Annotated in this window: 34 protein-coding genes; 25 read left to right on the top strand and 9 right to left on the bottom strand. The window is 40.6% G+C overall.

Features of this window, described 5'->3' with window-relative positions; genetic code table 11:
* Together ACP69X_RS10780 and ACP69X_RS10775 are read left to right on the top strand one after the other, a co-directional pair.
* Positions 1-264, top strand: a complete 264-nt coding sequence (locus ACP69X_RS10780) for a YpbS family protein (protein ID WP_041085809.1) — start codon at positions 1-3, stop codon at positions 262-264.
* Between the two features lie 276 nt (positions 265-540).
* A complete protein-coding gene (locus ACP69X_RS10775; protein ID WP_041085807.1) occupies positions 541-1428 on the top strand; it encodes a 5'-3' exonuclease in 888 nt (295 codons plus the stop codon).
* A 16-nt stretch (positions 1429-1444) separates the two neighbouring features.
* On the opposite strand, the gene ACP69X_RS10770 is transcribed toward ACP69X_RS10775, so the two are convergent.
* Genes ACP69X_RS10770 through ACP69X_RS10760 form a run of 3 tightly spaced genes read right to left on the bottom strand, consistent with a single transcriptional unit; the run spans position 1445 to position 2699 of the window.
* On the bottom strand, positions 1445-1570 hold the full coding sequence (locus ACP69X_RS10770; protein ID WP_003215584.1) for a hypothetical protein: 126 nt from the start codon (positions 1568-1570) through the stop codon (positions 1445-1447).
* Positions 1571-1612: 42 nt separating this feature from the next.
* Positions 1613-2008 (bottom strand): reverse transcriptase-like protein, encoded by a 396-nt coding sequence (locus tag ACP69X_RS10765; RefSeq protein ID WP_041085804.1) that lies wholly within the window; start codon positions 2006-2008, stop codon positions 1613-1615.
* A gap of 1 nt (position 2009) precedes the next feature.
* Positions 2010-2699 (bottom strand): queuosine precursor transporter, encoded by a 690-nt coding sequence (locus ACP69X_RS10760; RefSeq protein ID WP_426052675.1) that lies wholly within the window; start codon positions 2697-2699, stop codon positions 2010-2012.
* Positions 2700-2793: 94 nt separating this feature from the next.
* Between ACP69X_RS10760 and ACP69X_RS10755 the strand changes: the two genes are divergently transcribed.
* The 3 genes from ACP69X_RS10755 (at position 2794) to ACP69X_RS10745 (ending at position 4005) form a co-directional block, all read left to right on the top strand.
* Entirely contained in the window at positions 2794-3465 is a 672-nt protein-coding gene (locus ACP69X_RS10755; protein WP_269103373.1) for a ribonuclease H family protein, read from the top strand.
* A gap of 1 nt (position 3466) precedes the next feature.
* Positions 3467-3649 carry a zinc-finger domain-containing protein gene (locus ACP69X_RS10750; RefSeq protein WP_024422748.1) on the top strand — a complete coding sequence of 61 codons (183 nt, stop codon included), beginning with the start codon at positions 3467-3469 and terminating at the stop codon, positions 3647-3649.
* Positions 3650-3822: 173 nt separating this feature from the next.
* On the top strand, positions 3823-4005 hold the full coding sequence (locus ACP69X_RS10745) for a hypothetical protein (protein ID WP_426052674.1): 183 nt from the start codon (positions 3823-3825) through the stop codon (positions 4003-4005).
* A gap of 51 nt (positions 4006-4056) precedes the next feature.
* Here the strand turns inward: ACP69X_RS10745 and cspD are convergent, their stop codons facing one another.
* Positions 4057-4257 carry a cold-shock protein CspD gene (cspD, locus tag ACP69X_RS10740; protein ID WP_024422747.1) on the bottom strand — a complete coding sequence of 67 codons (201 nt, stop codon included), beginning with the start codon at positions 4255-4257 and terminating at the stop codon, positions 4057-4059.
* A 262-nt stretch (positions 4258-4519) separates the two neighbouring features.
* Between cspD and ACP69X_RS10735 the strand changes: the two genes are divergently transcribed.
* A complete protein-coding gene (locus tag ACP69X_RS10735; RefSeq protein ID WP_041085797.1) occupies positions 4520-5221 on the top strand; it encodes an AIM24 family protein in 702 nt (233 codons plus the stop codon).
* 33 nt (positions 5222-5254) lie between these two features.
* Here the strand turns inward: ACP69X_RS10735 and ACP69X_RS10730 are convergent, their stop codons facing one another.
* Entirely contained in the window at positions 5255-6406 is a 1152-nt protein-coding gene (locus ACP69X_RS10730) for a diglucosyl diacylglycerol synthase (RefSeq protein WP_073979696.1), read from the bottom strand.
* A 228-nt stretch (positions 6407-6634) separates the two neighbouring features.
* The gene (metA, locus tag ACP69X_RS10725; protein WP_024428133.1) at positions 6635-7543 is read right to left on the bottom strand and encodes a homoserine O-acetyltransferase MetA; all 909 of its coding nucleotides are present in this window, start codon (positions 7541-7543) and stop codon (positions 6635-6637) included.
* A gap of 139 nt (positions 7544-7682) precedes the next feature.
* Here metA and ACP69X_RS10720 point away from each other — a divergent pair, with 139 nt between their 5' ends.
* From ACP69X_RS10720 to ACP69X_RS10665, 12 genes are all read left to right on the top strand, one after another.
* The gene (locus ACP69X_RS10720; RefSeq protein WP_426052673.1) at positions 7683-9365 is read left to right on the top strand and encodes a formate--tetrahydrofolate ligase; all 1683 of its coding nucleotides are present in this window, start codon (positions 7683-7685) and stop codon (positions 9363-9365) included.
* 74 nt (positions 9366-9439) lie between these two features.
* Entirely contained in the window at positions 9440-9922 is a 483-nt protein-coding gene (locus ACP69X_RS10715; protein ID WP_041085791.1) for a glutathione peroxidase, read from the top strand.
* Position 9923: 1 nt separating this feature from the next.
* The gene (locus tag ACP69X_RS10710; RefSeq protein ID WP_411264222.1) at positions 9924-10547 is read left to right on the top strand and encodes an HD domain-containing protein; all 624 of its coding nucleotides are present in this window, start codon (positions 9924-9926) and stop codon (positions 10545-10547) included.
* A gap of 31 nt (positions 10548-10578) precedes the next feature.
* Positions 10579-11715, top strand: a complete 1137-nt coding sequence (locus ACP69X_RS10705; RefSeq protein ID WP_411264221.1) for a conserved virulence factor C family protein — start codon at positions 10579-10581, stop codon at positions 11713-11715.
* A gap of 307 nt (positions 11716-12022) precedes the next feature.
* A complete protein-coding gene (gene ilvD, locus ACP69X_RS10700; protein WP_024422739.1) occupies positions 12023-13699 on the top strand; it encodes a dihydroxy-acid dehydratase in 1677 nt (558 codons plus the stop codon).
* An 81-nt stretch (positions 13700-13780) separates the two neighbouring features.
* Positions 13781-14215, top strand: a complete 435-nt coding sequence (locus ACP69X_RS10695; protein ID WP_039179382.1) for a BrxA/BrxB family bacilliredoxin — start codon at positions 13781-13783, stop codon at positions 14213-14215.
* A 66-nt stretch (positions 14216-14281) separates the two neighbouring features.
* Positions 14282-15070, top strand: a complete 789-nt coding sequence (locus tag ACP69X_RS10690) for a class I SAM-dependent methyltransferase (protein ID WP_075611541.1) — start codon at positions 14282-14284, stop codon at positions 15068-15070.
* 296 nt (positions 15071-15366) lie between these two features.
* Positions 15367-15984, top strand: a complete 618-nt coding sequence (locus tag ACP69X_RS10685) for a YpjP family protein (RefSeq protein ID WP_073979700.1) — start codon at positions 15367-15369, stop codon at positions 15982-15984.
* Positions 15985-16002: 18 nt separating this feature from the next.
* The gene (locus tag ACP69X_RS10680) at positions 16003-16530 is read left to right on the top strand and encodes a phosphatidylglycerophosphatase A family protein (protein WP_024422735.1); all 528 of its coding nucleotides are present in this window, start codon (positions 16003-16005) and stop codon (positions 16528-16530) included.
* Between the two features lie 102 nt (positions 16531-16632).
* Complete coding sequence (locus tag ACP69X_RS10675; protein ID WP_041085780.1) at positions 16633-17427, top strand: thymidylate synthase; 795 nt, start codon at positions 16633-16635, stop codon at positions 17425-17427.
* Positions 17424-17909 carry a dihydrofolate reductase gene (locus tag ACP69X_RS10670; RefSeq protein WP_041085778.1) on the top strand — a complete coding sequence of 162 codons (486 nt, stop codon included), beginning with the start codon at positions 17424-17426 and terminating at the stop codon, positions 17907-17909. Before ACP69X_RS10675 ends, ACP69X_RS10670 begins: the two co-directional genes overlap by 4 nt.
* A 19-nt stretch (positions 17910-17928) precedes the next feature.
* Entirely contained in the window at positions 17929-18552 is a 624-nt protein-coding gene (locus tag ACP69X_RS10665) for a lysophospholipid acyltransferase family protein (RefSeq protein ID WP_075611540.1), read from the top strand.
* A gap of 37 nt (positions 18553-18589) precedes the next feature.
* Here ACP69X_RS10665 and trhA read toward each other — a convergent pair whose 3' ends face one another.
* Both trhA and ACP69X_RS10655 read right to left on the bottom strand, forming a co-directional pair.
* Positions 18590-19228 (bottom strand): PAQR family membrane homeostasis protein TrhA, encoded by a 639-nt coding sequence (gene trhA, locus ACP69X_RS10660; protein ID WP_024428144.1) that lies wholly within the window; start codon positions 19226-19228, stop codon positions 18590-18592.
* Between the two features lie 14 nt (positions 19229-19242).
* Positions 19243-20208, bottom strand: coding sequence for a sigma 54-interacting transcriptional regulator (locus ACP69X_RS10655; protein WP_075611539.1), 966 nt, complete (start codon positions 20206-20208; stop codon positions 19243-19245).
* 181 nt (positions 20209-20389) lie between these two features.
* On the opposite strand from ACP69X_RS10655, the gene ilvA reads away from it, so the two are divergent.
* From ilvA to ypmT, 7 genes are all read left to right on the top strand, one after another.
* A complete protein-coding gene (gene ilvA / locus ACP69X_RS10650; protein WP_025093104.1) occupies positions 20390-21658 on the top strand; it encodes a threonine ammonia-lyase IlvA in 1269 nt (422 codons plus the stop codon).
* 36 nt (positions 21659-21694) lie between these two features.
* Positions 21695-21946, top strand: coding sequence for a YpmP family protein (locus ACP69X_RS10645; RefSeq protein ID WP_024422728.1), 252 nt, complete (start codon positions 21695-21697; stop codon positions 21944-21946).
* Positions 21947-22133: 187 nt separating this feature from the next.
* On the top strand, positions 22134-22976 hold the full coding sequence (locus ACP69X_RS10640) for a DegV family protein (protein WP_075611538.1): 843 nt from the start codon (positions 22134-22136) through the stop codon (positions 22974-22976).
* Positions 22977-22999: 23 nt separating this feature from the next.
* Complete coding sequence (locus ACP69X_RS10635) at positions 23000-23590, top strand: SCO family protein (protein ID WP_041085770.1); 591 nt, start codon at positions 23000-23002, stop codon at positions 23588-23590.
* Between the two features lie 69 nt (positions 23591-23659).
* Positions 23660-24421, top strand: coding sequence for an SGNH/GDSL hydrolase family protein (locus ACP69X_RS10630; RefSeq protein ID WP_041086834.1), 762 nt, complete (start codon positions 23660-23662; stop codon positions 24419-24421).
* Between the two features lie 10 nt (positions 24422-24431).
* A complete protein-coding gene (locus tag ACP69X_RS10625) occupies positions 24432-24998 on the top strand; it encodes a YpmS family protein (RefSeq protein ID WP_041085768.1) in 567 nt (188 codons plus the stop codon).
* Positions 24999-25022: 24 nt separating this feature from the next.
* A complete protein-coding gene (gene ypmT, locus ACP69X_RS10620; protein WP_024422723.1) occupies positions 25023-25220 on the top strand; it encodes a protein YpmT in 198 nt (65 codons plus the stop codon).
* 32 nt (positions 25221-25252) lie between these two features.
* On the opposite strand, the gene ACP69X_RS10615 is transcribed toward ypmT, so the two are convergent.
* On the bottom strand, positions 25253-25918 hold the full coding sequence (locus ACP69X_RS10615; protein ID WP_073979702.1) for a DUF4397 domain-containing protein: 666 nt from the start codon (positions 25916-25918) through the stop codon (positions 25253-25255).
* Positions 25919-26028 lie beyond the last annotated feature (110 nt).

Here is a 26028-nt window from a genome sequence, read left to right as displayed (position 1 = left end):
ATGACGAGCGTACACGAAGAGATTTCCGCACATTCACAAAAACAGAATGCTCATATCAAGTCGTTTCTTGCGCTTGAGCAGAAAAGAGAGCAGGCAATAGAGACTGCTGTTTTCAAGTGTGAGCAAAACGAACCATTTACAACTGACGATATCAATGCGATTACTTCGAAGATGAATGAGCTTGCACGAGGCGGAATTGTTCCGCTGCGTAAGCATGTCACGATTGATATGGTCAGAGAGTATGTCGAACGAAAACAGAAGTAAGAGTAACTTTCTCTTTTTTGGTCATCTTAACAAGTGAACCGAGAAAGGGGAATGATGATGGAAAAAAAGCAGCATGCAAAAAAGCAGGATGAGCGTCACCCAAAACAAAAAGAGATGCCGTCCTACGCAGAAGCAGAATCGAAAAAAATGCAATACGGTCAAAAATAATCCAAAGGTGCCACTTCTTTTCCAAAAGAAGAGGGCGCCTTTTTTATGTCGAATTCTATGTTCTGTGATAGAATAGGAGTATTGTTTTGAAAAAGGGAGTTTATAAGAATGAATAAACACGTACTGCTTGTTGATGGCATGGCGCTTCTGTTCAGATCGTTCTATGCAACGGCTGTCCATCGGAATTTTATGATAAATGATCACGGCGTCCCGACGAATGGAGTAAATGGTTATTTGAAGCATTTATTAACCGCTGTTCAGACATTTGAGCCAACTCATATTGTTTGCTGCTGGGATATGGGAAGCCAAACATACCGAAATGAATTGTTTCAAGATTATAAAGCAAATCGAGGAGAGGCACCTGTCGAGCTCATTCCGCAATTCGATTTAGCAAAAGAAGCGACAGAAGAGCTAGGAATTGTAAACGTTGGTTTAAAGGGCTTTGAGGCAGATGATTGTATCGGCACGCTGGCGGCAGTCTATCAGAATGAAGCACGTGTGACGGTTCTAACCGGCGACAGAGATTTGCTGCAGATATTGAATGAACAAGTGACTGTTGCTTTGATGCAAAAAGGGATCGGGAACTATAAACATTATACAAAAGCCTTATTTGAAGAGGAAATGGGCATCTCTCCAAAGGCGCTGATCGATATGAAAGCACTTATGGGGGATTCAAGTGACAATTACCCAGGCGTGAAAGGAATCGGAGAAAAAACAGCATTAAAATTTATTCAAACATATCAAACCATTGATGGATTATTAGAAAATGTTCATGAACTAACGGCCGCACAGCAAAAGAAAATGCAAGCAGGATTAGAAGATTTGAAGCTCTCCCGTCTATTGGCAGAGATCAAATGTGATGTCCCGCTGAGCTGTCCAATTGATGAGACGAAGGTGAATATCAATCAAGAACGGGCTGCTGCCATGCTGCGATACCATCAAATCAAAGGAATTGAACCGATGGTGAACCGATTAAGTAAAATAGAGATCAGCTAAAGCCGATCTCTAAGGTTCATCTTTTTGTATTGCTTTTCTTCGCTCTATTTTCGAGCTGAGATAGTGGCTGTTTATCTTTTGTTTGCGCATCACCTTGAGGGGTTGTCCCATTTGTGACACGACCTTTATTCTCTTTATCCAATCAGTATCACCTCATACATTAGCATAACCGAAAAAAAGCGATTCATCCTTTAGAAAGGTGAATCGCTTTTCTAGCGAGCTGATCAGCTACTTGATTTTCTTTGCTTGGAATCCACTTAATGAAAAATAAATCAAACTGCCGTTGAAGCTCGATCATCTCTTTTATAAAAGGCTGAAAGGCTGGATTTTTAGCAAATGCTGCATTGGCCGCACGGTCAACTACCTGTGAATCTGTTCGAAACGAAACGGAACGCAGTCCTTTTTCTACGCAGATTTTCATTCCTTCAATGAGAGCGGAAAATTCTGCTTCGTGATTGCTCATTGATCCGAGAGGAATCGAGAAAGATTCTGCCTTTCCATCATATTTAATGAAAATGCCGATACCAGAAGGACCTGGATTTCCTGCGCTAGCACCATCAATGTATATTTCAGCTGGCAATTTATTTCACCCTTTCATCAAGCGGAACCATTCTTTTCGCTGCATACGCATATGGTGTCCCAATCGCGGCGACGATAAATTTAATCACATAAGTCGTGATGAAGATTTCGATCCAGACGTGAAATGGATAGGTGCCAAGAAAGGCAATGGTTGTGAAGATCAGTGTATCAAGCAGCTGGCTGATCATCGTACTTCCAGCGTTGCGCACCCAGAGCGCACCATCGGAAGGAAATATCCGGCGAATAAACGAATATACATAAACATCTAACATTTGACTGATGATATAAGCAGCAAGACTGCCAAGTGCGACCCTTGGCATAAAGCCAAATATCGTTTCGAGCGATGTTTGAGAAATGTCAGATGGAGCGGGATGGAAAAGCAAAGCCTCCTGCATGACAACGGTTAGCGTTAAAAGGGTGACAAAGCCAATCCAGACAGCTTTCCTCGCTTCATTTTGTCCATATTTTTCATTCAATACGTCCGTTGCAAAGAACACACTGCCATATAAAATGTTTCCAAGTGTTGCCGTTAAGCCAAACAATTCAACGGTTTTGACCACTTGTAAATTTGCAGCAACCGTCGCAAAGCCAATCCAGACGAAAAGGCCCATCTTGCCAAATCCTTTATAAAATAGAAGAACAATGATAAAATTAATGATCGCAAATAAGATCCAAATACCTTCATTAAACAAGTGACATGAACTTCCTTTCTCATTGTAAAATGTAACTTTTTGATTATAGCATAACGAACGTTTACCTTAAAAGCACGGGAAGGCGATGTGATCAATGAAATTAAGAGCGCACTATACAATGAAAGTGAAATCGATTGGGTCCATTGCTTTTTTCCAAGAAGATTGGATGGAGCTAAAAGAGGCCTTGATTTTAGCAAAACATATCGATAAAAAAGAACCACAGTCACTCCTATCATTTGAAGATGAAAAAGGGGCGATGTGGTCTATTAAAGAACTTGAAAAGCTAAATGAAGAACTAAGGCTTGAACCTGATCAGCTTCAGGTCTATTTTGATGCAAGTTTTCACAAAGAAACAGGCGACTCTGGCCTTGGGGTTGTCGTCTACTATAAGCTCGGAGAAGATGCTTATCGTTTGAGAAAAAATCAGCCCTTCCAAGGAATCACCAATAATGAAGCGGAGTATGCAGCTTTATTTGAGGCAGTAAAAGCTTTGAAAGACCTTGGGGCAAGCAGAAATTCTGTCACGATTAGAGGCGATTCATTAGTTGTCATGAATCAATTAAAAGGAGAATGGCCTTGTTATGATGATATACATAACAAATGGCTCGACCGGATTGAAGCGGCTTTAAAGGAGCTGAGGCTTACGCCAACATATGAAGTCATCGATCGTAAACAAAATGCAGAAGCGGATCAGCTTGCAAGGCAGATACTTGCAGATGTCCCAATTGAAAGTAAATTGAAATTAGAAGCAGACGGAGCTGAATAATGTGGATAAAAAAACAGCAGTACAAGAATTGACGGATCTCCAAGACACGTATTGTTCAGATTGCTTGATTAAGAAGCACTTTCGAAAAGAATATGGCAAAAAATATGCCCACTCCTTTTGTATTCAGCAATGCACAGTAGGAGAGAAAATAAAAGAATACGGACAGACGCTACTTAAAAAGTGAGCGGCCGGCTGCCCCGGTTTTCCTTACTCAAACATCCGCTCGTGAAAAAAAACGGATAGAATGTGTAAAAAAAGAACATATTCTGAAAAATGAGCCGATATAACTATAGAAAGTTTTGGTTGAGTTACTTTTTGACTAAGTGACGGATAATAGAGGAAAAGGGGAAGGCCGGCATGGATAATAAGGATTTCGAAAACGTATTACATCGAACATTTCAAGAGGTATACAGCGATCTAGAGCAGCTAGTAGATGTAGCAAAGAAGGGAAGACCTTTTCTCGAAAAAGATATTTCTGAAATTGAACAACGACTGAAGCAAAATATTTTAGCAATTGAAATTCAGCTGAAAATCAAATAAGAGAGGCATAAGCCTCTCTTTATTTTGTCGTTTCATCATTGATTTAGTTGATTAAAGTTTTGTTACGTTTGCAGCTTGAGGTCCACGATTACCTTCAACGATTTCAAAAGAAACTTCTTGTCCTTCTTCTAAAGACTTGTAGCCGTCACCTTCGATAGCTGTGAAGTGAACGAATACATCGTCTCCGCCTTCAACTTCAATGAAGCCGAAACCTTTTTCATTATTGAACCATTTTACTTTACCGTTTTGCATATTGCTTTTTCCTCCTAGTACTGTAGCACACCTTTTGGCATACTAAAAAAAATTTTCATCACCTAACGACTTTACAGTTGTTAAATGATGGTTCCACTATACACCATCAAAAGTAAGGCGTCAAGCAGGCGAGCCAAATTTTGAGCAGAATGTTTGATTTTTTTGTTTTTTTGGTGAATAACAATGAAAAATAAAACGTCCTTTTCGGAACCTAACGTGCAGCCTGTCCGTATATAAAAAAAATACAGAAAGAGGTGCAATCATGAATCGTTATACACTTGAAGAATTTGTTCAGAATACGCAGCAAGAAGATAAGGGAGAAGGGGTCTTTGAACTTGAAACATCAAGACTTCTAGAAATTAATTTGACTGACACCATTTGGGCAAAAACTGGTTCCATGGTTTCCTATCGAGGGAAAATCAAATTTGAACGTGAGGGTGTTTTTGAGCACGGCGTCTCAAAGATGTTCAAAAAAATGCTCTCAGGAGAAGGCACCTCACTAATGAAGGCAACAGGTGATGGAAAGTTATATGTGGCAGATCAAGGCAAAAAAATCTCAATTCTCCGTTTGGCCCAAGGGGAATCTATTTTTGTTAATGGAAACGACCTGCTCGCATTTGAACCGTCTGTCCGCTGGGATATCAAATTGATGAAAAAAGTGTCTGGCATGCTTGCAGGTGGATTATTTAATGTCAAATTAGAAGGGCCGGGCTTAGTTGCAATCACAAGTCATTATGAGCCGCTGACGCTCATTGTTCAGCCGGGTGACTCTGTTTATACAGATCCGAATGCGACTGTTGCGTGGTCAGGTGATTTAAAAACTGAATTTGTGACAGATGTTTCCTTTAAAACCTTTATTGGCAGGGGAAGCGGAGAGTCCATTCAAATGAAGTTTAGCGGAAGTGGCTTTGTTGTCGTTCAGCCGTTTGAAGAAGTATACACAACAAATGGAAATCAAGGATAAAGAAAAAGGTGTCCGTCAATGACGGACACCTTTTTATGATAATGCGCGAGCATATGTTTTGTTATTCATGATGAGATCTGACTGCTCGACGATATCTTCCAAAATGGTTTGAGAAGATTGTTTTAAGTGCAGTTTTTTCATGTTTTGTTTCATTGTTTCTAATTTTTCTTCGTCCTGCATCAAGTTGGTCACAGATTCTAAAATGTCTTCATGTCTGTTAATGACAATGGCAGCGCCATAATCCTCAAAGAAAAGAGCATTCTCTTTTTCTTGACCAGGGACAGGCTTGTAAAGAATGACCGGGACACCGATTGCAGTTGCTTCTGTTAAAGTAATGCCGCCTGGTTTTGTAATCATACAATCTGTTACTCTGAACAACTCATCAATTTGTTCCACATATCCAAGCGCCTTCAATTGATCTGGGTGTGCCTGCTCAAGAACGCTAAGCGATTGTTTCAGTGCGGCGTTCTTTCCGCATACAACAACAATTTGTACTTCACTGTCGAGAAGCAGCGCCTCACATAATTCCTTCACATTTTTTAGTACACCATGAGCACCGGCCATGATAAGAAGAACTTTTTTGTCTGATGATAATCCATATTTCTTATAGATCATCGATTTTGGCACGTCTGCTTCAAACTGTGGTCTAATAGGAATACCTGTCACCTTGACATCGCTTGGATGTGTGCCGATTTCCACTAATTTTTGTTTCACATAATCGGTTGCAACATAGTATCGGTCGATGTTTTCGTGTACCCAAATCTTATGGAGACAAAAATCGGTCATGACATTAAAAGTCGGAATCACTTTACCTGTTTTGTTTCGGTATTCTGGTACAACAATCATCGGGAATGTAATAATGATGATGTCCGGATTGTGTAACTGAATTAATTCATCGAGACGCTTATTTCCCATCTTTAAATAAATGTTAAATTTACGTTTATTGTAAATTTTATCTACACCGTAATAAAACAAGCGATAAAATTGTTTCCCAATGGAAAAGCTCTTCAAGTATAAATATTGAGTCACTTCTGACACAATGGGATTCGATTCTTGATACAAATTAGAAACTACAACATGTTCAAACCCTTGGGATTTGCATTCATCATACAGTGTTTTTGCTACCTGCATATGTCCATTTCCATAATTTGCGGTCAAGATTAATATTTTTTTATTGGTATTCAAGAATATTCACCTCAAATGTAATCAACAACAACAAAACTTCGTACGAAAACTATTAATCTCATAGGTCTACATATACATAAAGATAACATATAAACAGTTAGAGCATATCATTCATTACGAAAGAATTAAGCTAATTTTAAAAAACAAACAGATTCAATTGATAATGGAAGACAGAGCCATTTGTATTTTAACACATTTTGACGATTTATCATCAGACCACAGTCTATTTTATTCCCAAACGTATGGTGTTTCTTGATAAACATAATAATTCAGCCAATTCATAAACAATAAGGTTGCATGGGCTTTCCAGCGATTTACTGGGATTAATGTGTCACCATCTTCTATAAAATAGTGGACAGGTTTTTGGACTGTATCATGTTTCAACAAATCTCTTTCATATTCCTGCATCAATGTATCTGTATCATATTCAGGATGTCCAGTTAAAAATACTTGTTTATCATCATCTGAAACAATTAAACAAACACCTGCTTCTTCAGACATACTCAAGACTTTCAAATTCGGCGTGTTTTTTAATTGTTCTGTATTAATATCTGTATGCCTAGAATGTGGGACATAGTATACTTCATCAAAACCTCTGACTAATCTTTCTTTTTTCTCTTTCACAATATGCTCAAATACGCCAAATTTTTTCTCGGGAAGCTTGATTTTTTCAATCCCGTAATGGTGATATAAACCTGCCTGTGCACCCCAGCAAATATGAAGGGTAGACGTCACATTGGTTTTACTCCAGTCCAAAATGTCCTGCAGCTCTTTCCAATAAGAAACTTCTTCGAAAGGTAAGTGCTCAATTGGTGCGCCAGTAATGATCATTCCATCAAATTTTTTATGGCGAATCGATTCAAAGGTCGTATAAAATTCATCTAGATGCTCTCTCGACGTATTCTTCGGTGTATGTGTACTTGGAATCAAAAACGTAAAGTACACTTGCAAAGGAGAATTTCCGAGCATTCTCAGCAGCTGCGTTTCAGTTTGTATTTTTTTTGGCATTAAATTTAAGATCACGATATTCAAAGGACGGATATCTTGCTTGAATGCCCTTGTCTCATCCATGACGAAAATATTTTCGCTCTCTAGTATTTGTTTTGCCGGCAGATGAACTGGTATGTTAATAGGCAACTCGCCACCCCCTGAACCAAAGCTAATTTCACTTCATTATAGGAACTTTCTGGCGATATTTCAATGTTTCAATTATGTTACAATGAAAAATAGAGCAAAAAAGAATGCTGTTTCTGTAAAAAAAGGAGGCCGTTTTGTTATGATCACAAAGCATTTATCAGATATTGACATTGCCCAAAAGGCTAAGCTGAGACCAATTCAAGACATCGCAGCAAAGCTGCAACTACATGACGAAGAATTAGAATGCTATGGTTTCACAAAAGCGAAAATATCTTTGACTATTTTTGACCGTTTAAAGGAACAAAAAGAAGGACACGTGATTCTTGTCACTTCCATCAACCCAACGCCAGCAGGTGAGGGGAAATCCACGGTAACAGTCGGCCTTGGTCAAGCCTTTGAAAAAATTGGCAAAAAAGCGATCATTGCGATGCGTGAACCATCATTAGGTCCTACAATGGGGATTAAAGGCGGGGCAGCGGGCGGAGGATATTCACAGGTGCTGCCAATGGAAGAAATCAATCTTCATTTCACAGGAGATTTTCATGCCATTACATCTGCACATAACGCCTTATCTGCTTTTATTGATAACCATATCCATCACGGAAATGAACTCGGCATCGACACGCGCCGCATTGTATGGAAGCGGGTGCTTGATTTAAACGATCGTGCATTAAGACAAGTCGTTGTCGGACTTGGCGGTCAGTTAAATGGGTATCCTAGAGAAGACGGATTTGACATTACAGTTGCTTCCGAAATGATGGCGATCCTCTGTTTAGCAGAAGACTTATCTGACTTAAAAAAACGTCTTTCTTCTATTGTTGTTGCCTATAATCAAGAAGGCGAGCCAGTCACAGTGGGAGCACTTGGATATGAAGGTGTCTTGACGTTACTTTTAAAAGACGCACTCAAGCCGAACCTTGTTCAAACGATTGAAGGAACCCCAGCCCTTGTCCATGGCGGTCCTTTTGCCAATATTGCACATGGATGCAATAGTTTAATTGCAACCAAAATGGCAGCAAAATTAGCTGATTATGTCGTAACAGAAGCTGGATTTGGAGCAGATCTTGGAGCAGAAAAGTTCCTTCACATTAAAACAAGAGCTGGTGATTTCAAACCTGGTGCAGTTGTTATTGTGGCGACAGTGAGAGCATTAAAGATGCATGGTGGAATGAAGAAAACCGAACTCAAAGAAGAGAATGCACACGCCGTATTAGAAGGTATACATAATTTAGAAAAGCATATTGAAACCGTTCAAGCTGTTGGTCTTCCATATATTGTCGCGGTAAACCGTTTTATTACGGATACAAAAGAAGAGATTCAAGCGATAGAAGATTGGTGCGGCAAACATGGCCATCCAGTTAAAGCCGTGAATGTATGGGAAGAAGGAGGAGAAGGCGGTACAGCTCTTGCCGAGGAACTAGCGGCACTCATTGAAAAGAAAAAGAACAACTTTACCTATTTGTATGAAGAGAACGATTCCATCGAAGAAAAGTTATCTAAAGTGGCCAAAGTGGTTTACGGGGCAGATGGGATCACGCTCACAACTAAAGCAAGAAAGCAGCTGGCTGCCATTGAGGAAAACGGCTGGGCTCATTTGCCGGTATGTATGGCAAAAACACAATATTCTCTTTCAGATGATCCAGCTTTAATCGGCAGACCTAAAGGCTTTACCATTACGATTCGAGAGTTAAAGCCATCTGTAGGAGCAGGATTTATTGTGGCCTTAACCGGAAGCATTTTGACAATGCCTGGATTACCTAAAAAACCTGCGGCTCTCGAAATGGATTTATTAGAAGACGGCAGTGTGACAGGACTCTTTTAAACGGGAGCATAAAAAGCGATTTTCTAAAAGAAGCATGTTACGATAGGAAAAAGTGAATCCTAGGAGGCTATGAGATGTCAATTTATGATATTCAGGTCAAGACCATTAACGGTCAGGAAAAATCGATGGCAGATTACAAAGGAAAAGTGCTCATTATTGTAAACACAGCAAGCAAATGCGGACTGACTCCTCAATTTAAACAATTACAAGAGCTATATGATCAATATCATGAAAAGGGCCTTGAAATTTTAGGATTTCCGTGTAACCAATTTATGAACCAAGAGCCAGAAGGAGAAGAAGCCATTCAAGAATTTTGTTCTTTGAATTATGGAGTGACCTTCCCTATGTTTGCGAAAGTAGATGTCAATGGCGAAGAGGCGCACCCGCTGTTCAAGCATTTAACAAGTGAAGCGAAAGGTGTGCTTGGGACAAAAACAGTGAAATGGAATTTCACAAAATTTATCGTGGACCAAAACGGAGAAGTCACTGAACGGTTCTCTCCAAAAACGCCACCAAAAGAATTAGAAAGCTCAATCATCGCTCTGTTGGACAAATAAGATGCTGACAGTCATGCAGCGAAAACAATTGGAGGCAGCTGCCTCCTTTGTTTCAGACAGGCTGAAGGATGAACCAACTGGACACGATGCGGCTCATGTTGCTCGTGTGCGCCAGCTTGCCGTCCGTATTGCACGTCAGGAAGGCGGCTCTTTATTTATCATCGAAATGGCGGCAATTGTACATGATGTCATTGATGAAAAGCTGTCAAGTGAATGGAAAGTCACTAAGGAGCAGCTTGAGCACCAGCTTCTTTTGTGGGAATTGGACATGCGGGATATCCGCTATATCATGGACATCATTACAACGATGTCTTTTCGTCACCGGCATAAGCAGTTTAGGCCGATGACGTTAGAAGGGGCTATTGTTCAAGATGCGGATAGGCTGGATGCGATAGGAGCAAGCGGTATCGCTAGAGTGTTTACGTATGCTGGCGCAACAGGTGAGCCCCATTATACAAAGGACACGCAGCAGGGCTCTGTGCTAAAGCATATGGAAGAAAAACTGCTCAAATTAAAAGACTTGATGAACACTCGTTTAGGGAAGCAGCTTGCTGATGAGCGGCATGAATTGATGAGTTTATTTATCAAGAAATGGAAAGAAGAATGCGGCCTTACAGATGAGTAGGGTCTTTATGTGTGTAAGGAGGAGATAGTCAATGAAAATAACAGCCATAGAACCGACGCCAAGTCCGAATACCATGAAGGTTATTTTGACAGAAGCACTTGCCGGCGGTAAAAGCAACAACTACAAAAAGGATCAAAAAGACGAAGCCCCAGAAATGATCAAGCGTATTTTAAGCATTGAAGGTGTAAAAGGGGTTTATCATGTCGCAGATTTCTTAGCAGTCGAGCGAAATGCAAAGTTTGACTGGCAGGGTATTTTACAGCAGGTCAGAGAAGCCTTTGGACAAGAAACAGAAGGCCTTCAAGAAGGATCGCAGTCAGGCGATGACACATTTGGTGAAGTGAAAGTATTTGTCCAAATGTTTAATGGGATTCCGATGCAGGTCAAACTGTCAGACGGTGAAAGAGAAGAGCGGTTTGGCATGCCTGAACGTTTTCAAGCAGCCATTTTAAAGCTTAGAAGCAGCTCAGACAATGTCGTGTTTGAACGTGTGTGGAAAGAACACGGCGTTCGTTTTGGGGAATTTGCTGATATCGGTCAGGAAGTCACAGAGGAGCTACAAGCAGCATATGATGATGAGCGTTTAGCCCGATTAACAGAGGCAGTTAAAGAAGGGCAGGAAGCTGTAGATAGACAGGTGAACCGAAAAGCATATGATGTAACAGAAGAAATGCTGCAAGAGGAAGATTGGAAAAAACGTTTTGCCCATTTAGAGCAAATGCAGCCAGAGCAAAAGGATATACCTGTTTTAATGAAAGCAATGGAGGATCCAAAAACGTCTATTCGCAGGCAAGCCGTTGTGAATGCTGGCATGATTGAAGATCCTGCCATTCTGCCTATTTTATATAAGGGGCTCGAAGACAAAACAGTGACGGTCCGCAGAACAGCTGGCGACTGTATTTCTGACCTTGGTGACCCAAGTGCTATAGAGGCTATGATCGCAGCATTAAAGGACCCGAGTAAGCTCGTCCGCTGGCGTGCAGCTATGTTCCTTTATGAAGAAGGGGACGAAACGGCACTTGAAGCATTAAAAGAAGCAGAACAAGACCCTGAGTTTGAAGTCAGTCTTCAAGTCAAAATGGCGATTGAACGCATTGAGCATGGAGAAGAAGCGAAAGGCTCTGTGTGGAAGCAAATGACAGAAAGTAGAAAAAATGCATCAGAATGATGAGAAAAATGAACAAGCTGCCAATGAAAAGCAGCTTGTTTTTCTAAAAAAGATAGACAGAAAAATTTTTTTAGAAAAATTATTTTGAATATTGTTGAAATATGTGAAAAAACTCTATATAGTAGTACCAATATAGAATATTGGAGGTCAGATTTTATGACACGAACCTTGCTGAGCGCTTGCTTCAGCAGCCATGTTAGTCATCAGTCATTCATAGGTGGCTAAATAAACAGAAAATTTGTAAAATAAAATCAACTCAAAATCATGCAGTCAACAAGACTTGTAGTATAGGAGGCTTTTTAAACAGATGGCAGAACTACGCAGTAATATGATTAAACAAGGAATCGACAGAGCACCTCACCGAAGCTTACTAAGAGCAGCGGGGGTAAAGGATGAGGATTTCGGCAAGCCATTTATTGCCGTATGTAATTCCTATATTGATATTGTCCCGGGACATGTCCATCTTCAGGAATTCGGGAAGATTGTGAAAGAAGCTATTCGTGAAGCTGGCGGCGTTCCATTTGAATTCAATACGATTGGCGTCGATGATGGAATTGCCATGGGTCATATCGGGATGAGATATTCATTGCCAAGCCGTGAAATCATTGCTGACTCTGTAGAGACCGTTGTATCTGCTCATTGGTTTGATGGAATGGTTTGTATTCCTAACTGCGATAAAATCACACCAGGAATGATGATGGCAGCGATGCGCGTGAATATCCCGACTGTCTTTGTGAGCGGGGGACCGATGGAAGCGGGTAGAACAAGTGATGGCAGAAAAATTTCTCTTTCTTCTGTATTTGAAGGCGTTGGTGCATACCAGTCAGGTAAAATCAATGAAGAGGAATTAAATGAATTAGAGCAGTTTGGCTGTCCAACCTGCGGATCTTGTTCAGGTATGTTTACAGCTAACTCAATGAACTGTTTAGCCGAAGCACTCGGGATTGCTCTTCCTGGAAATGGAACAATTTTGGCGACATCACCAGAGCGAAGAGAATTTGCGAAGAAGTCTGCAAAACAACTCATGGAGCTCATCAAAAAAGATATTAAACCAAGGGATATTGTCACTGAAAAAGCAATTGATAATGCATTTGCATTAGATATGGCACTTGGTGGTTCAACCAATACCGTTCTTCACACATTGGCGATTGCGAATGAAGCAGGTGTTGAATATTCACTTGAACGCATCAATGAAGTAGCAGAACGTGTGCCTCATTTATCGAAACTTGCTCCAGCTTCAGATGTTTATATTGAGGATTTACATGAAGCAGGCGGCGTTACAGCGGCATTAAATGAATTGTCTAAAAAAGAGGGAGCTCTTCATTTAGATACAATGACCGTCACTGCGAAAACGCTTGGTGAGAACATTGCAGGGCATGAGGTAAAAGATTATAACGTCATTTATCCAATTGACAAGCCGTTTACTGAAAAAGGCGGCTTAGCCGTTTTATTTGGAAACCTTGCGCCAGATGGAGCCATCATTAAAACGGGCGGGGTACAAGACGGGATCACACGCCATGAGGGACCTGCGATCGTATTTGAATCCCAAGAAGAAGCCCTTGAAGGCATCATTAATAGAAAAGTAGAAGCAGGACATGTTGTCATCATTCGCTACGAAGGACCTAAAGGCGGACCTGGCATGCCTGAAATGCTTGCACCTACTTCACAAATCGTCGGCATGGGACTTGGACCAAAGGTTGCTTTAATTACAGACGGACGTTTTTCCGGCGCTTCTCGCGGATTGTCTATTGGACACGTCTCTCCAGAGGCAGCTGAGGGCGGCCCGCTTGCCTTTGTTGAAAATGGTGACCATGTCGTTGTCGATATCGAGCAGCGCATTTTAAGCGTAGATGTTCCAGAGGAAGAATGGGAAAGAAGAAAAGCAAACTGGAAAGGCTTTGAGCCAAAAGTAAAAACGGGTTATCTTGCTAGATATTCCAAACTTGTGACATCAGCCAATACAGGCGGAATCATGAAAATTTAATCTGATATCGAACATTTGAAAATTGGCTCTCTCTATAGTATCCTTTATTCACAACATAAGGATTATAGAGGGGGCTTTTTTATGTCAATGGCATATGAAGAATACATGCGCCAGCTCGTTGTACCGATGCGTCAAGAGCTGACAAGTGCAGGATTTCAAGAACTAACAACGGAAGAAGAAGTAGAACAAACGATGCAAGAAAGAGAAGGAACGACATTTGTGGTTGTCAATTCTGTATGCGGGTGCGCTGCCGGCTTAGCACGTCCAGCTGCTACTCAAGCTGTGATGAAGGCTGAAAAAACACCAGATCGAATTGTAACAGTTTTTGCTGGCCAGGACAGGGAAGCAACAGCAAAAATGAGAGAATACTTCACAGGCGAAGAGCCATCGTCTCCATCTATGGCACTTTTAAAAGGAAATGAACTCGTTCATTTTATTCCGCGTGACGAAATTGAAGGTCATGAAATGGAAGACATCATGAACAATGTCTTGTCTGCATTTGAAAAACATTGCTAATACACCTGTTGAAATGTCCTGTGATCAAATCAGGGCATTTTTTCTTGATCATAATGGAGGAACCGCATGCTTATCACAACAAGCTTTAGAGCAAATGAACAAACAATTGAAACAGCAAAGGCACTTGCAGAGGATTTACATGGCGAGTATGTAGAAAGGCGCAAACAATCCGTCAAGCAGCTTGCGATGAAACAAGGAGACGTCCTTGTTGTGGGGAAAGAAAGATTCGAATGGTATCAGCCAAATGGTGAAAAGTTTTTCTTCCATCCAAGCTCAGCAATGTTCAGGGTGAAGCGGCTCATGCGCGGGGAAAAGGATCCTTTAATCGAAGCCACGCAGCTTCAGCCTGGCGATTCCTTTTTAGATTGTACGCTTGGCCTAGGATCAGATGCCATTACAGCAAGCATGCGAGTAGGTACGAATGGAAGGATCGTTGGTATCGAGAAGAATCCCATGACAGCATTGCTGGTGCGAGAAGGACTAAACACATGGGAGACAGGGATAAGAGAGGCAGATGAAGCGATGAAACGTATATCTGTTGTAAGTGGAGACAGTATCGAGCAGCTAAAGAAGCTCTCTGATGGTTCATTTGATGTCGTCTATTTTGATCCGATGTTTGAGGAGACAATTCAAGAATCTGCAAGTATCGCCCCGCTTCGTCATGCAGCAGAGCACCACTTTGACCACGAAATAGCCGTCCAAGAAGCACTGAGAGTGGCGAGAAAAAGGGTAGTTTTAAAAGATCATTGGAAAAGCACCCGATTTCTAGCAGACTCCTATCAATTTCACGTTTTAAAACGAAAAACAGCCCAATTTCATTATGGATATATTGAGAAAGAAAAAAGCCCTCGCTAAGGTTCAGTCCTTTAAACAAACCCTTGAATTCCTTAGCAGCCATCTAAAAAAGCCCTTATTCAGGGCTTTTAATCTGTAATCTCCATATAGACAAAATAAAATAACGTCAGCAAGGAAGCCGTAATGAAAAACCCTTCAAGCATACCCATTCCTCCCAAATTTTAGTCGCCTTTGCTACCATTGTAAACGTTTTATTATGAAAAAGAAAGTCTCAAATTGGTGGCCAAATTGAATGACTGAAAATTCATTATATGCTAGAATAGCAGTATGATAACTTATGGAAGGAATTAGATATCATGAAGATGTGGATGAGAAAAACGCTTGTTGCGCTCTTTACGATTGCAACTTTTGGTTTAGTCTCTCCTCCGTCGGCTTTGATGACAGACAAGCCCTCTGAACTTTCTTCATCTGATAAAACGCCTTATACAGCTGTTTATGATAAATCAGATGAAATGCGCAGCTGGGAACTAACGCAAGAGGAAAGCAAAGAGCAGACAGATCCCTTTGAGCAATATAAGCAAGAGGTGCTTTCAAATGCAGAAAATCAATCCTTTCTCAAATTTGGCCGTAAAATCACACCTGTCATTGAGGACGAGTACAGAGAAGAGATTCAGCCGAAGATTGAACAAGTGTTAACCGACTATTTAACAAATTTCAAAGATGACGAAAAATTTCAAGATGTTGTTTTAACTGATCAGCCTTCAAGCGGAAATGGCGAAAAAATCTTCCACATTTACAACCGCAAGACCGGAGAAGATTTGCTCCGTTTCCATGTCAGAAGAGATCAGCCGCCTCACAGCGGATATTGGTTTAACTTTCATTACCATACAGCAGAAGATGGATTCCAGACGCATCATGAACTCGGTAATATTTACTGGGATAAAAACACCCCACCGAGCTGGATGAGCCACTAGAAGGAGATGTCATGCCAATTGAAAAAATATACAATGAACGAAATGGTGCAGATTACAAAACAAATGTTAAACGATCGCGGAGTGAAAATTGAAGATATCGCACACATTGTGCTGAAACTCCAAGAAAAATATCATCCAAACCTTCCACTTAGTGTCTGTATTGAAAATGTAGAAAAAGTGCTGAATAAAAGGGAAATTGTGCATGCAGTTTTAACAGGACTTGCCCTTGATCAGCTGGCAGAAAAAAAGCTTTTGCCAGAACCTTTACAGCACTTAGTTGAAACAGATGAGCCGCTATATGGAATTGATGAGATTATTCCGCTTTCCATTGTCAATGTATATGGATCAATCGGTTTGACCAACTTCGGTTATTTAGATAAAGAGAAATTTGGTATTATTCGTGAATTAGATGAAGGCCGTCCAGGTGAAGTGCATACTTTCCTTGATGACCTAGTCGCTGCACTTGCCGCAGCAGCTGCAAGCCGCATTGCTCACTCACACCAAGATATTAAGGATGAAGAGCAGGAACGAGTGAATCAAGTGTAAAAGAAAAACATGTCTGCTCATCATGCAGGCATGTTTTTTTGGTTTCAAGAAAAGCAGAAATAAGGTAAACTACAACAAGAACATAAATAAAGGATGAAAAAAATGAAACAATACAAAGAGTTATGCCGTCATGTATTACAGCACGGGGATGAAAAAGGTGACAGAACGGGTACAGGTACAATCAGCACGTTCGGTTACCAGATGAGATTTGATTTACAGGAAGGATTTCCTCTTTTAACAACAAAGAAATTACACCTGAAATCAATCATTCATGAGTTGCTTTGGTTTTTAAAAGGTGATACAAATGTCAAATATCTTCAAGAAAATGGTGTCCGGATTTGGAACGAATGGGCAGATGAAAATGGAGAGCTGGGCCGTGTGTACGGTGCACAGTGGAGATCATGGGCGAGTGGAGACGGCGAGACCGTGGATCAGATCACAAAGCTGATTCATGATATTGAGCACAACCCGAATTCAAGACGACTGATCGTCAGTGCTTGGAATCCGGGGGAAATTGATCAAATGGCGCTGCCTCCTTGTCATTGTCTGTTTCAATTTTACGTATCAAACGGGAAGCTTTCCTGCCAGCTATATCAAAGATCGGCAGATATCTTTTTAGGCGTGCCATTTAATATCGCTTCATATGCTCTTCTAACGATGATGATTGCTAAAGTCACAAATCTTGAGCCAGGCGAGTTTATTCATACACTTGGAGATGCTCATATTTACCAAAATCATCTTCCACAGGTGAAAATGCAGCTAGAGCGCGAGGAACGCACCCTTCCTAAGCTTCGCATCACAAGGGATGTAAAGAGCATTTTTGATTTTACGTTTGATGATTTTGTGCTTGAGAACTATGATCCGCATCCGCATATTAAAGGAGAAGTCAGTGTATGATTTCCATGATTGTGGCGACAGGAGAAGACAGAGTCATAGGTCAAGATAATCAAATGCCTTGGCATCTACCAGCAGATTTAGCGTATTTTAAAAAAGTCACAGGCGGTCATACGATTGTCATGGGCAGAAAAACCTTTGAATCCATTGGACGAGCGCTGCCTAATCGCCGAAACATTGTGCTGACCACAAGTTCTTCTTTTAAAGCAGAAGGATGCGAGGTTGTTCATTCAATTGCTGATATTTTGGCAATTGGGGAAAGGGAGACAGAGTTATTTATCATTGGCGGGTCTAAGCTGTATGAAGAAATGATGCCATATGCGGATCGTCTCTATATCACTCACATTCATCATGCGTTTGAAGGAGACCGCTATTTCCCGTATTACAATGAAGATGAATGGACGATTGTATCACGCGAAAAAGGCCATCGTGACGAAAAGAACCCCTACAATTATGAATTTATCGTCTATGACAAAAAAGGATAAGTGAGTAGGAGGAGTCCGGTTGTTTCGTTATTGGTTTTTAACGATTTATGTTGTTGTATCCTTTTTAAAAAGTATGAGGCATTTGTACGATCATGAATTAACAGATCCACGCATTTCTTATACGAAACGAATGCATCTCATTCATGAGCATGCAAAAAGGTTTGCCCGGGGATGTATTGATCAATCAGGATCAGTCATGACCATTCATCAGCAAAAGAAGCTACCAGATGGCCCGGTTATCTATGTCACAAAAGAGCTGAATCCAGTCACGACGACATTATTGACTGGCCACCTTGAGCAGCCATTTGCTTTCATGGCAAAGCCGAAGCTCTTTCGGTATCCGATTTTAAAACAATGGCTTAAAAAAATGGCGGTCATTCATCAGAATCAAACGGATGAGGTCTTATTAGAAGAAGCAAAGGAAAGAATCATGTCTGGGCAGAGTCTACTGCTTTCAGAAGAGTATCGTCATATTGCAGAGGCACTTGCTGCAGAATTCGATTGTCCGCTTGTACCGATTCAAACGAGCGGAACGGATCGTCTTTTAACTGGGAAGATCGTGAAAAGACTGCGTCCTGTCAATGTCGATATTCATATTAAAGCACCTGTCATGATCAGTGATTACGCACAAAAACGTGCATAGAAAAAACCAGCACCCGGATAGTGGATGCTGGTTTTTTTCATGCAGCAGGAATGTTTACGCAATAGAATAAAATACAGAAGAACATCGATGCACTGCCGCCGAGAACAAAGCTGTGCCAAATCGCATGGTGATAGGGGATTTTCCGCCAAATATAAAAGATGGTTCCGACTGAATATAATATGCCGCCTAACAGTAAGAGTCCAAATCCTGCACCTGTTAATTGGATATAAAGCGGTTTGATGGCAATGATAATCATCCAGCCCATTAATAAATAGACGAGAGTAGATACGATAATAAAACGTTTGACGAAAAAGATTTTAAAGACAATCCCACCAGCAGCAAGCGCCCATACAATCGCAAGAAGCGTATAGCCGAGTGCACCTTTTAGTGGTCCAAGTAAAAAGGGTGTATATGTACCAGCAATCAATACATAAATAGCCGAGTGGTCGAGGATTTCAAAAATATCTTTTGTTTTTTTGTGCCGAATGCTATGAAGCAAGGTTGAACTTAAATAGAGCAGCAGCATGGATGCACCAAATATCGAAAAGCTGATAATGTCTGTGACGGTGCCGTATTGAACAGCGAATAAGACGAGAAACACAATAGCTGGTATGGATAAAATAACACCAATGCCATGTGTAATGGCGTTTGCAATTTCTTCTTTTACAGTAAACAATGGATGTCCTCCTTTTATTGAACAGGTATATAACCATCAAGCGACTTCAGGAATGAAAGACCTTCAAGTGTAATTTTCGTTCCGGCCCTGCCTTTTCCTTTCGTCACGTATGCTTTTTTCTCAAGATCATCTAAGCGGTTTCTCACCTGCTGAGGGGTGAGCGGAATGTCTCCTTGTTTGCTTAATTCAGATAAGATGCGTCTGCTGGCCGCTTCTCCTTTTTCATTGAGGGATTTAATGGCTTCCAGCAAGAAAACAAACTCTTGTTTTTCCATTAGTGTAAGCTGGTGTTCTTCCTTTTTACCTTTCACGGCTGAGGGAAGAGGTGCTAATACAAAGGGAGGTAAATGATGTAAAAATACCGTGTGGCCCTCGAGTATGGACGCAGCGTAATGAACGATATTTTTGAGCTCTTGCACATTTCCTTCAAATGGATACTGCTGCAAGGCTTCCCAAACGCTTGGATCAATGTCAGGAGCCATGTTCAGCTCTTGAAAGAAAGCATTTGTTAACACAGGAATGTCTGTTTTTCGTTCAGCTAAAGCCGGAAGAGCCAAATGAAGAACATTCAGACGATAAAACAGCTCGGGTAAAAAGGTAGAAGAAACCCTGAGTGCCTCTATTGATAAAGACGAAGAAGCGATAACTTTTGTTGCAGACGTTTCTAGAAAGTGAATGACCTTGTGCTGCATAGGAATACTTAATGCGGCGACCTCATCTAAATAAAGAATTTGATTGTTTTTTTCTGTGAAGGCTTTCTGTAAGATTTCTTCATTCAAGATGGGGCAATACATGTGTGTCATTGCTGCGTGTGGAATAGATGCGTTCGCCATTTCTTGGGCAAATAGTGTTTTGCCTGTGCCGGTGTCTCCTGTTATCAAGACCGGCTGCTCGTTTTTCGAGAATTGTTTTGCCAGATGAATTGCATGTTTGATGTCTTGATGATCTCCATATATAGACGTGAACGAATGTGTAGCCATAGGGTGATTCCTTTCTTTGTGGTTCTAATTGGTTCAATTGTAACACCCAATTAAAACAAATGTACAGGAAAACGAAAAAGTTTTTAAAATTTATGATGGATACATGATCTATTGGTTTATTTTTTGAATATTCATGTTATAATGACAAATTAAATAAGGTTAAAGAGAAAGGATCTTGTACATGAAACCGTTGCTCAAAGAAAATACGCTAATTCAAGTGAAAGACATCTTAAAAGCCCATCAAAATTTGAAGGATGTAGTCATTCATACACCACTTCAAAAAAATGAGCGACTTTCTGAACGATATGAATGTAATGTCTACTTAAAAAGAGAGGATCTTCAAGTAGTTCGTTCCTTTAAATTAAGAGGCGCTTTTAATAAAATGAGCCAGCTTCCAAAAGATAAACTAGAAAATGGCATTGTCTGTGCAAGTGCTGGAAATCACGCGCAGGGTGTTGCCTATTCTTGTAAATATTTAGGCATCCACGGGAAAATTTTTATGCCTGCTACGACTCCAAGGCAAAAAGTATCACAAGTGGAGCTGTTCGGAAAAGAATATGTTGAAATTATCTTAACCGGAGATACGTTTGATGATTCGTATCATGAAGCCGTAAAATGCGGAGATGAAGAAAAGCGCGAATTTATCCATCCGTTTGATGATTTGGATGTGATGGCAGGACAAGGAACGACTGCTGTCGAAATATTAAATGATATCGAAGTGGAGCCTCACTTTTTATTTGCAAGTGTCGGAGGTGGAGGTCTGTTATCTGGTGTTGGTACATATATCAAAAATATCTCACCAGAAACCGAAATCATTGCAGTCGAACCGCTTGGCGCAGCTTCACTGCATGCGTCACATGAGAAGGGCGAGGTTGTGACACTTGATTCGATTGATAAGTTTGTGGACGGAGCAGCGGTTCAGCGGATTGGCGAAAAGACGTTTACATCGCTTCAGTCTGTTGTTGATAAAATCAGTCTAGTACCAGAAGGGAAAGTATGTACAACAATTTTGGAGCTGTATAATCAATGTGCGATTGTAGCAGAACCGGCAGGCGCATTGCCGATCGCAGCATTAGATGCCCATCGCGAGGAGATTAAAGGCAAAAATGTTGTCTGCATTGTCAGTGGAGGAAATAATGACATCGGCAGAATGCAGGAAATCAAAGAACGCTCGATGATCTATGAAGGGCTTCAACATTACTTTATTGTCAATTTTCCGCAAAGAGCAGGAGCACTTCGAGAATTTTTAGATGAAGTGTTAGGACCAAATGACGATATCTCACGCTTTGAATATACGAAAAAGAACAATCGAAGCAAAGGTCCTGCGCTAGTTGGCATCGAATTGAAAGAAAGAGATGACTATGCCGCGCTGATTGAGCGGATGGATAAAAAAGGCTTCCACTATGTTGAAGTGAATAAAGATCAAGATTTATTCCACCTATTTATTTAGGCTTAACAGATAATTGGAAAAGAGGATTGATCGTTTGTGCTGCTCAAAACAATATGTTTTAGACGGATGGATGGAGCTCAGATCAAGGTAACAGAAGTCCCTGTTCTAAAGGGAGATGAGACGTATCGTTTCATGCTCACCTTTAGACTTGAAGCTTTCTTGAAAAAAGTCTATGTATCTAAAGGAAAGAGAGCTGTGTACTCTTTCAGAGAGGATGTGAAACGTAACGTCAAGTGGAGCACATATGAACAGATCTATCAGGAGCCTACACTGAAACACAATGCGTAAGCAGGAATCTTTGTCAAAGGGGGTAAGTAGCCATTTTGAAACGGCTGCTGCTCAGTTTGGCAAGGATTTTTTTCGTGACAAGAAGAAAATGTGACAATTTCAAAAACGTTAGGTCAGTTGTTTTCAAGTGTGCAGGAAATAAGGTAATATCATAAGTAAAGACTAAGACAGCAAGGATGAGACGATAGTGAAACAAATTAAAATTGTAACAGATTCAACTGTGGACCTTCCGCAAGAAAAAATCAATGATCTTTCCATTCACGTGATTCCGCTCAATATCTCCATTTCTGGAGTTGATTATATTGACCGAGTGAATATACAGCCAGATGAATTTATTGAAAAAATGGAGGCCGCTGAGGAACTGCCGAAAACGTCTCAACCTGCGATCGGTCAATTCGTCGAATTATATGAAAAGCTGACGGCAGATGGAAGCGAAGTGATCAGTATCCATTTAACTGGTGGAATGAGTGGTACTGTTCAAACTGCTGAAAGCGCTTCGAAAATGGTGGATGGAAATATCACGGTGATTGATTCGAATTTTATTTCCTATGGATTAGGATTTCAAGTCATCAAAGCAGCAGAACTAGCCAAAAAGGGTGCAAGCCGTGAAGAGATTATCACAGAATTAGATAAAATCCGTCATCAAACAAAGCTATATGTCACGATCGATACATTAGAAAATCTTGTCAAAGGCGGCAGAATTGGAAGAGGAAAGGCGCTCATCGGCTCACTTCTTCACATCAAACCAATTGCCAGCTTAACAGACGGGGTATATACGCCAGAAGCGAATGTGAGAAGCTACTCTGCGCTTGTCCGCCATCTGACAAAACAGTATGTACAGGCGGTGAAGGGAAAAACAGTTCAAGCCATTGGGATAGCACACGCAGATGCATTAGAACTCGCTGAAAAGCTAAAAAAAGCGCTGCTTGATCACACACCTGAAGCACTGATTGACATCGCCTACACAACACCGATTATTTCGTGTCATACTGGAAAGGGCGCAATAGGCTTTACTTTTTATACCGATTGATAGAAAAAGGGGATGGACATATCATGTATAGAAAAAGGGGAGCCTTACTTGGTGCGCTTATGATGATAAGCGTGCTTCTTTTAGTCTCATGTTCAAATGGACAAATCAAGGATGCGTTAAATTATCAAATAGAACCGTTTGAGTTTGAAAACCAAGATGGTCAAAAGGTGTCATTGGATGATTTGAAGGGGAAAGTATGGGTAGCAGATTTTATTTTCACAAGCTGTGAAACGATCTGTCCGCCGATGACCGCTCATATGACAGAGCTGCAAAAACGGTTAAAAGAAGACAAGTTGGATGCGCATATCATTTCCTTTAGCGTGGACCCAGAGGTCGATTCACCGAAAAAGCTAAAGAAGTTTGCAAAAGCCTATCCATTGTCCTTTAAAAATTGGGATTTTCTCACTGGGTATTCACAGTCAGAAATTGAAAAATTCGCAATGAAAAGCTTTAAAACCATTGTCAAAAAACCTGAAGATGAAGACCAAGTGATTCATCAGTCCCTGTTTTTTCTTGTCAATCAAGATGGGAAAGTGATGAAAAACTATGATGGGGTGCAAAACACACCATATGATGACATCATCAAGGACATCAAAACGCTGAACCGAAGCTAGCATAAGGATGTTCAAATGGGCGAAAACATGATACACTTTTTTAATCAGAAAAAGGAGGGACATCATCGTTTGAAGGCTCGTTTGATTTTGATTGTGATGTCTCTAGCTTTTGTTCTTTCTGCATGTTCCGCGCAAGAGGCTGGCATAAAGGATAAACTAGAAGACACACCAAAAATAAAAGAACATATTACCATCGCAGCGGTTGGAGATTCCTTAACAGAAGGAATCGGAGATCAAGATAAAAAAGGCTATGCAGGCATGACCCGTGACAAGATAGAAGCAGTGGACGGCGTGAGTTCTGTCACATTAAAAAACTATGCCATTAAAGGCAGTAGAACAGTAGATTTATTAAAAAGATTAAAAGAAAAAAAGGTGCAGGACGGACTGAAAGACGCTGACTATATTTTCTTTACGATCGGCGGGAATGATCTCATGCATGTTGTCCGTCAAAATGTGCTTAATTTGACGTTTGCTCCTTTTCAAAAAGAGCAGGGTCCTTTTGAAGAGCGCTTTAAAACCATTCTTGCTCAACTGAGAGAACAGAATGATCATGCGAAAATCATGTATGTCAGCATGTACAATCCTTTTAAATTCAGTTTGTCTGAGCTGCGAGATATTGATGAAGTCGTTCAAGACTGGAATGCCGCTGCCAAAAAGGAACTCAAAAAAGACGGCAATGCGGATATGGTCAATGTAGCAGATTTATTTGAAGAAGGTTCTGATGAAAAATTACTGGCAGAAGATGATTTCCACCCAAACCAAAAGGGGTACTCTCTTATGGCAAATCGTTTATTCTCCGAAGTGAAAAAAGAAGGACTGCCGAAGGAATAGGGTGAAATAGATGAAAAAATGGAAAAGCTTATTTTTTATTTTACTTGCAATCAATCTATTGATCGTGATTGCCTGCGGTATTTTAATGCTGCTGCCAGGCGGTCAATCCGCTTCAACCAAAGAAGTGAAAAGCGAATATGCTTTTAATATATCCAGCTCAAAAGAATCGCTCACCAGCTTTGTGAATGATTATTTAAAAAATCAAGGATCAAATGATATGCCAGACTTTCATGTAGCGATCGATCAAGATGTGAAAGTAACAGGCGCAATTAAAGCTTTCTCTTCAACGATTGATGCAAACGTCTCATTTACGCCAACTGTTGAAGATAATGGTGATGTGCTTTTGAAAGTGGATGACTTTTCAATTGGACAATTGAGCATTCCGATTAGTTTTGTTTTAAGCTACATGGGTCAGTTCTATGAGCTGCCAGAGTTCGTTCATGTAAAACCGGATCAAAAAACGGTTGAAGTGCGTCTTTCAGAAATGCCGCTGACGAATGATATGTATGTGAAAGCAAACAAAATTGATCTACAGAACGATGAAATTGAATTTTCATATTATCATCCAAAGCAATAGAACGTGTGAGTCAGGAGTGTTATCATGAAGCGAGTCTATCAATATTTTAGTTTACTGTCGTTTTTATTTGCTGCGTACTTTGGTATAACAGCTGCCAATGCTTTAAAAGCAGAAAATATCGATCAGTTTTACTTAAATATTGCCTACTGTGCATTATTTCTTGGCACGATGATTCTTGCTTTTGATTTTCAAAAGCAAGAAAAAGCTGAAGATGTCTCGTAAGGAGCCTTTTCCATTGTAGGAAAGGCTCTTTTTTATAGTTGCCGAGACAAGACCACCTTTGCCATAAGTTCAGGTTCTCCGTTAGCAAAACCATGAAGCAGGATCAGGTATGCACGCTTTGTTTGCAGATGAACTTTTGGGATATCAAGCAGTATACTTTGAGTGCCGGCGGCTTTCAATTCAAAATGATATTTATTCGGGGAGAAATGATGAATGTGGGTACTGTTTACATAATCAAGCTCCTTCGATATGATCCCTTGGTCTCGTTCATATATATCTATAGAAGGAAGGTCCGGAGACAGCTGTACAAATGTAAGTGCTGACAGGTCTTCTTGTTTGATCAAAGTAGTCTGCTGCTCAGTCAGCAGTGCAAAGCCTGAACGAGCACCTGTGATACAGAGTGTGTAGACCTCGCCGCTCTTAAATTGAATGCGAGAATGAAGAATTTTTTCATTTGTAGCCAGTTTGAACACTTCTATTTCATACATTCCCTCATCCCACTCCATATAAGCGGTCAAATGGCTGTAAGGCATTGTTTTCATCAGCTGCTTCCGGTTTACATAAACAGCGAGCTCACTGAGATCTGGTGCAGCGTGAAATAATCGAATAAAGGCTTTTGATGAAGGGCTGCTTTGAAGATGCTCATAGGCGGCAGTGAATGGCCGATATGGAAAGTCATGATAAAAGAGCTGCTGCATGTCATCAATCCCTTCTTTCTTATGCAAATGGTGTTTTTTGTAGCGTATGCATGAAAAAGACGATCTGTATAGGCAAAAGAAGCAAAGAAAAAAGCCTGACGTATTCCGTC

It is taken from the genome of Bacillus sp. DC4300-2b2 (assembly GCF_049895685.1).
Taxonomy (GTDB): domain Bacteria; phylum Bacillota; class Bacilli; order Bacillales; family Bacillaceae; genus Bacillus; species Bacillus safensis.
This window is presented reverse-complemented; position numbering and strand designations above follow the sequence as displayed.